The organism is Rhodovulum sp. (assembly GCF_011048875.1).
Taxonomy (GTDB): Bacteria; Pseudomonadota; Alphaproteobacteria; order Rhodobacterales; family Rhodobacteraceae; genus Rhodovulum; species Rhodovulum tesquicola.
The window spans coordinates 1-6,345 of the sequence record NZ_DSDD01000138.1 but is presented as its reverse complement, the minus strand read 5'-3'; the positions used below and the strand labels follow the sequence as shown (position 1 = coordinate 6,345).

The 6,345-nt window shown below is 68.3% G+C and carries 4 protein-coding genes and 1 pseudogene; 3 read left to right on the top strand and 2 right to left on the bottom strand.

Translation table 11 applies throughout. The features are described 5' to 3' along the window. Window positions 1-121: 121 nt before the first annotated feature. A complete protein-coding gene (parE, locus tag ENN83_RS04745) occupies window positions 122-2,083 on the bottom strand; it encodes a DNA topoisomerase IV subunit B (protein WP_287184640.1) in 1,962 nt (653 codons plus the stop codon). A 255-nt stretch (window positions 2,084-2,338) separates the two neighbouring features. On the opposite strand from parE, the pseudogene ppk2 reads away from it, so the two are divergent. Both ppk2 and ENN83_RS04735 read left to right on the top strand, forming a co-directional pair. Next, window positions 2,339-3,202, top strand: a pseudogene (gene ppk2 / locus ENN83_RS04740) (polyphosphate kinase 2). A gap of 10 nt (window positions 3,203-3,212) precedes the next feature. Beyond that, window positions 3,213-3,734, top strand: coding sequence for a methyltransferase domain-containing protein (locus tag ENN83_RS04735; protein WP_287184637.1), 522 nt, complete (start codon window positions 3,213-3,215; stop codon window positions 3,732-3,734). Window positions 3,735-3,740: 6 nt separating this feature from the next. On the opposite strand, the gene ENN83_RS04730 is transcribed toward ENN83_RS04735, so the two are convergent. After that, window positions 3,741-4,517 carry a redoxin domain-containing protein gene (locus tag ENN83_RS04730; RefSeq protein ID WP_287184635.1) on the bottom strand — a complete coding sequence of 259 codons (777 nt, stop codon included), beginning with the start codon at window positions 4,515-4,517 and terminating at the stop codon, window positions 3,741-3,743. A 199-nt stretch (window positions 4,518-4,716) separates the two neighbouring features. On the opposite strand from ENN83_RS04730, the gene ENN83_RS04725 reads away from it, so the two are divergent. Continuing rightward, on the top strand, window positions 4,717-6,078 hold the full coding sequence (locus ENN83_RS04725) for an MATE family efflux transporter (protein ID WP_287184642.1): 1,362 nt from the start codon (window positions 4,717-4,719) through the stop codon (window positions 6,076-6,078). The last annotated feature ends 267 nt before the right edge of the window (window positions 6,079-6,345 follow it).

The window sequence follows — 6,345 nt, the reverse complement described above, 5'->3', positions numbered from 1 at the left end:
TTCTTCCTCATCGCATCGCGCAACCCGGGAAAGGCGGGCTGTTTCGGCATGGGTGGGGCTTCTTGCAGGGATGCCCAAGCCTATCAGATCAGGCAGAAGTCGGCAGGTTTTTCAGACGTTCCTAAACATCCACCTCTTCCACGAACCTAGCATTCTCCTGGATATACTGGAACCGCATTTCCGGCTTCTTGCCCATCAGGCGTTCCACCAGGTCGGCGGTTTCGCCCGGTTCGTCCTCGTCGATCGACACGCGGATCAGCTTGCGGGACGCGGGGTCCATCGTGGTTTCCTTGAGGTCCTTGGCGTCCATCTCGCCCAGGCCCTTGAAGCGGGAAACGTCGATCCTGCCCTTGCCGCCGAGGCCCTTTTCCAGCCACATCTCCTTTTCCGCCTCGTCCAGCGCATAGACCCGCTTCGCGCCCTGGGTCAGGCGGAACAGCGGCGGGCAGGCCAGGTACAGGTGCCCGTGGTCGATCAGCGGGCGCATCTGGGTGAAGAAGAAGGTCATCAGCAGGCTGGCGATATGCGCGCCGTCCACATCGGCGTCGGTCATGATGATGACCTTTTCATAGCGCAGATCGTCGATGTTGAATTTCGTGCCGATCCCGGTGCCCAGCGCCTGGGTCAGGTCGCTGATCTCGGCATTGCTGCCCAGTTTCGCAGAGGCCGCGCCCAGCACGTTCAGGATTTTCCCCCTGAGCGGTAACAGCGCCTGAATCCGCCGGTCGCGCGCCATCTTCGCCGACCCGCCCGCCGAGTCGCCCTCGACGATGAAAAGTTCCGTGCCCTCGCGCGAGGTGGCCGAGCAATCGACCAGTTTCCCCGGCAGCCGCAGCCGTTTGGTGGCAGATTTCCGCGCCGTTTCCTTTTCCGCCTTGCGCCGCTGCCGTTCCTCGGCCCGCAACACGAGGAAATCGAGGATCGCGCCCGCCGATTTCGTGTCCGCCGCCAGCCAGTTGTCGAAATGATCGCGCACCGCGCCCTCGACCAGCCGGGCGGCCTCGGTCGTGGCCAGGCGATCCTTGGTCTGGCCGACGAATTCGGGCTCGCGGATGAAGGTCGAGACCATCGCGCAGCCACCCGTCAGCAGATCCTCGCGCGTGATCTGGGCGGCCTTGCGGTTGTTGGCCAGCTCGCCATGGGCGCGGATGCCCTTGAGGATCGCGGCCCAGAAGCCTGCCTCATGCGTGCCGCCCTCGGGGGTGGGGATCGTGTTGCAATAGGAATGGATGAAGCCGTCGCGCGAGGGCGTCCAGTTGATCGCCCATTCCACCGAACCGGGCACGCCGAATTTCGACTGGAAATCGACCTTTCCGGCAAAGGGGCGGTCGGCATAGGTGGCGGCCTTGCCCAGCGTCTCGGTCAGGTAGTCGGCCAGCCCGCCGGGGAAGTGGAACACGGCCTCAAGGGGCGTCTCGCCATCCTCGATCGCGGATTTCCAGCGGATTTCCACGCCCGAGAACAGATAGGCCTTGGAGCGCGCCATCCGGAACATGCGCGCGGGCCTGAACCGGTGATGGCCAAAGATCTCCTCGTCGGCATGGAAGGTGACGGAGGTCCCCCGCCGGTTCGGCGCCGCCCCCAGTTTCTGCAGGCCGCCTTGCGGGATGCCGCGGGAAAATTCCTGCGCGAACAGTTCGCGGCCCCGCGCCACCTCGACCCGCAGCCGGTCGGACAGCGCGTTGACCACCGACACCCCCACGCCATGCAGCCCGCCCGAGGTTTCATAGGCCTTGCCCGAGAACTTGCCGCCCGCATGCAGCGTGCACAGGATCACCTCGAGCGCGGATTTGTCGGGGAATTTCGGGTGCGGATCGACCGGGATGCCGCGGCCATTGTCGCGGATCGTGACCGAATGATCGGCATGCAGTTCCACCTCGATCCGCGTGGCGTGGCCCGCCACCGCCTCGTCCATCGAGTTGTCCAGCACCTCGGCCACCAGATGGTGCAGCGCCCGGTCGTCGGTGCCGCCGATATACATGCCGGGGCGTTTGCGGACGGGCTCCAGCCCCTCCAGTACCTCGATCGAGGAGGCGTCATAATTATCCCGGCTGGCGCCGGAAAGCAGGTCGTCGGCGGACATGGGCTGCTCGTCCTCTGGTGGTTTGGAGGCGCATTAGAACAGCTTTGGCCCCGGATGGGCAATGGGCCTCGGGCAGGGCGGGGGTTGTAACGATTTTGTAACGTGTTCTTGACATCGCTCAAGGCGGGGTCGGGAAAGCGGGTTAGAATCGTTCGAAAGCGCCGACCCTGTCGGCAGGAGGATGGAATGGACGCACTCACGCCCCCCGCCGCCGACCAGCGCGCCGACCCCGTTGTCGAAACGCCCGCCCGCGTCATGCCTGCGCCCGAGACCATCGCGCAGGCCTTCGAGTCGGGCGAGTATCCCTATCGCCAGAAGATGCCGCGCCGGACCTACGAGGCGCAGAAGGCCAGGCTTCAGGCCGAATTGCTGAAGGTGCAGCTCTGGGCGCAGGAGACGGGGCAGAAATTCTTGATCCTGTTCGAGGGGCGCGACGCCGCCGGAAAGGGCGGCACGATCAAGCGGTTCATGGAACATCTGAACCCGCGCTCGGCCCGGGTCGTCGCGCTGAACAAGCCGACCTGGGAAGAGACCGGGCAATGGTTCTTTCAACGCTATATCAGCGAGTTGCCGACCGTGGGCGAGATGGTGTTCTATGACCGCTCCTGGTACAACCGCGCGGGCGTGGAACGGGTGATGGGCTTCTGCTAGTCCGTCGAATACCTGGAATTCATGCGCCAGACCCCGGAACTGGAGCGGATGCTCGTGCGGTCCGGCATCCGGCTTTACAAATACTGGTTCTCGGTCAGCCGCGAGGAACAGCGCCGCCGCTTCGAGGCGCGCGAGACCGATCCGCTGAAACGCTGGAAGCTGTCGCCGATCGACAAGGCGAGCCCGGACAAGTGGGACGACTATACCGAGGCCAAGGAGGCGATGTTCTTCTATACCGACACCGCCGATGCGCCCTGGACCATCGTCAAGTCCAACGACAAGAAGCGGGCGCGGCTGAACTGCATGCGCCATTTCCTGAGCTCGCTGGACTATCCGGGCAAGGATGCGCGGATCGTGCGCGCGCCCGATCCGCTGATCGTCGGACGGGCCGAACATGTGGTTCACAAGGCCGAGCATATCCTCGGCCCCTCGCTGCATCCCGACCTGCGCAAGCCGCGCGGGGATTGAGCCTCCTGCCGTGCGGCTTGCCGGTCTCCCGCGCCCGGTCCGGGTCGGGGCGAGGGGCGCAACGGTCTGGCTGGCGGCGCAGGGCTTCGAGGTGACGGCGATGGACGGCGCACCCAATGCCATCGCCAAGGCCCGGCGGCTGGCGGCGGCGCGCGGCGTCACGGTCGATTTCCACCTGGCCGATATCGCCCTCTGGGACTGGGAGGCCGCGCCCTTTGACGCGGTGATCGGCATCTTCATCCAGTTCGCCCCGCGCGCCATGCAGGATGGCATCCTCGACGGCATGAAATGCGCGCTGCGCCCCGGCGGGCGGCTGCTGCTGCTGCTGCATGGATTCGTGCCGCGCCAGGTGGGCTATGGCACCGGCGGACCGCCCGATCCCGACCAGATGTATACCGAGGCGCTGCTGCGCGACCGCGTTGCCGATTTCAAGATCCTCGAACTGCGCGACTACGATGCCGAGATCGCCAAGGGGCCGGGCCATTCCGGCCGCGCCGCGCTGGTCGACCTGGTGGCGCGCAGGCCTGGCTGACGCCGCTCAGCGCGCGCGGGGCAGGCGCGTCGCGGCCGCCCCGGCGGCGCGATGCGCCGTCGCGGGGGGCGCCAGCACCCGCAGGTAGCGGCGCAGCGGGCGCCAGCCCCCCGCGCCGAACCGCGCGTCCGCCTCCTCGTCGCTGAATGCCGAGGGCACCAGCAGCAGGTCGCCGGGCTGCCAGTCGGCCGGGGTCGCCACTTCCAGTCTGTCACGCGCCTGCAGCGCGTCCAGGACGCGCAGGATCTCTTCGGTGCCGCGCCCGATCCGCACCGGGTATTCGAAGATCATCCGCACATGCAGCGCCGGGTCCAGGATGAGCGTCATGCGGATCGGGACATCGGGGCTTTCCTTGGGATGGGTCATGCCGCAGGCCCCGGCAATCGCGCCGTCCGGATCCGAGATCATCGGAAAGCCGACCGCGCTGCCGAACAGCGCGGCAACATCCGCGCACCAGGCGGTGAGATCGGCCACCGGGTCGGGCGTCAGCCCGATCGCCTGCGCGCCGCGCCGGTCGAGTTCGGGGATGGCCTCGGCCAGACTGCCCAGTTCGGTGGTGCAGACCGGCGTGAACGCGCCGGGCTGGCTGAACAGCACGGTCCAGCGTCCCTCGGCCCAGGCGTGGAACCGGATCGGGCCCTGCGTGGTCCGGGCCTCGAAATCGGGAAAGATGTCGCCGATCCGCGGCATCCAGCCCGTGCCGCCGCGATAGCCGGGCGGCAGCCGGACGGGCCCGGCCGCCTGGGGATGCAGGGTCTGCGACAGGAAGGGCAAGCGGTTCATGGCTGGACTTTCCGCTGGACATGGCTGGCGCCGGGTCCGGACCGGGCGCCCGGCCGGGACCGGGTCGCACTCTCCAAGGACAATCGGGCAGAACTGTGGCGTCTTTCCCTCGCAGCGCCGCCAATCCGGTCGTCCCGCCATGCGCCGGACGCATGGCTTGGCCCTTGCCGGGCGGGCGGGCCGGGTCTACCAGCGGGCGATGACCGCCCCGGCCATCCCCCTGGGCCATGCTGCCCATCTGCGCGCCGTTCTGGCGCTGGGCCTGCCGCTGATCGGCAGCCATCTGGCGCAATTCGCCATCGGGCTGACCGACGCGATCATGCTGGGGCGCTATTCCATCGACGCGCTGGCCGCCGAGGTGCTGGGCGGGGCGCTGTTCTTCGTGCTGTTCCTGCTGGGCTCGGGCTTTGCCTGGGCGGTGATGCCGCTGGTGGCGACCGCCGCGGCGGCGGACGAGACGGCGCAGATCCGTCGGGTCACGCGGATGGGGCTGTGGATCTCGATCGGGTTCGGGGCGCTGACGCTGCCCCTGTTCCTGGCGTCGGGGCGGCTGTTCCTGGCCGCCGGGCAGGCGCCGGGGATCGCGGCGCTGGCGCAGGACTACCTGCTGCCGCACGGGCTGGGGATGGTGCCGGCGCTGGTGGTGATGGTGCTCAAGAGCTACCTCGCCGCGCTGGAGCGTGCGCGGGTCGTGCTGTGGGTCACGCTGGCGGCGGTGGGGCTGAACGCGCTGGCCAATTACCTGCTGATCTTCGGCAATTGGGGCTTTCCCGAGTTGGGCATCCGCGGCGCGGGGCTGGCCTCGCTGATCGTGCAAACGGCCGCGATGGGGGTGATGGTGCTTTACGTCATCCGCGCCACGCCTGAGCACACGCTGTTCCGCCGCTTCTGGCGGCCCGACAGGGAGGCGCTGGGTCGGGTGTTCCGGCTGGGCTGGCCGATCGGGCTGACCAACCTGGCCGAGGTCGGGCTGTTCGCGGCGTCATCCGTGATGATGGGCTGGCTGGGCGCGGTACCGCTGGCAGCGCACGGGATCGCGCTGCAGATCACCTCGGCAGTGTTCATGGTGCATCTGGGGCTGTCGAATGCGGCGACGATCCGGGCGGGGCGCGCGATGGGGCAGGGCGATGCGCTGGCGCTGCGCCGCGGCGCGCTGGCGGCGCTGGGGCTGGCGGGCGCTGTGGCGGCGGCCTCGATGGGGCTGTTCCTGGCGCTGCCGGGGCCGCTGATCGGGCTGTTCCTCGACCCCGCCGATCCGGGGCGCGCGGCGGTGATCGCGCTGGGCACCGGGCTGCTGGCGGCGGCGGCGCTGTTCCAGCTGGTCGATGCGGCGCAGGTGATGGCGCTGGGGCTGTTGCGCGGGGTGCAGGACACCCGGGTGCCGATGGTCATTGCCGCGGTGGGCTACTGGCTGGTGGGCATGCCCGTGGCCTGGGGGCTGGGATTCGGGCTGGGCTGGGGCGGCGTCGGCGTGTGGCTGGGGCTGGCCGCGGGTCTGGCGGTGGCGGGCGTGGCGATGATGGCGCGGTTCTGGCTGCGCGCGCCGCGCCCGGCGGGATGAGCGGGTTTCGCCTTGCTGCGCAAGGCGACCCGCGGGGGGCGCTGCCCCCCGTCCTTCGGACTCCCCCCGGGATATTTGCGGCCAGAAGAAGGACAGGGGCGGGGAGGCCCTAGGGTCGACCGCGACCAAGTTGAATCCTTGGGGTTCACATCCGGGGTGATTTCTGATTCATGCTGATTGCCGTAAAGGAGGTCGGCATGGATGGGGAAACCGTATTCTTCTGATTTGCGTCAGCGGTTTGTGGCTGCTCTGGATGAAGGCATGTCG

What these genes read in the sequence shown, in the direction of transcription:
- parE (WP_287184640.1), bottom strand. Translation starts at nt 2,083, where the DNA reads ATGTCCGCCGACGACCTGCTTTCCGGCGCCAGCCGGGATAATTATGAC.
- ENN83_RS04730 (WP_287184635.1), bottom strand. Translation starts at nt 4,517, where the DNA reads ATGAACCGCTTGCCCTTCCTGTCGCAGACCCTGCATCCCCAGGCGGCC.
- ENN83_RS04725 (WP_287184642.1), top strand. Translation starts at nt 4,717, where the DNA reads ATGACCGCCCCGGCCATCCCCCTGGGCCATGCTGCCCATCTGCGCGCC.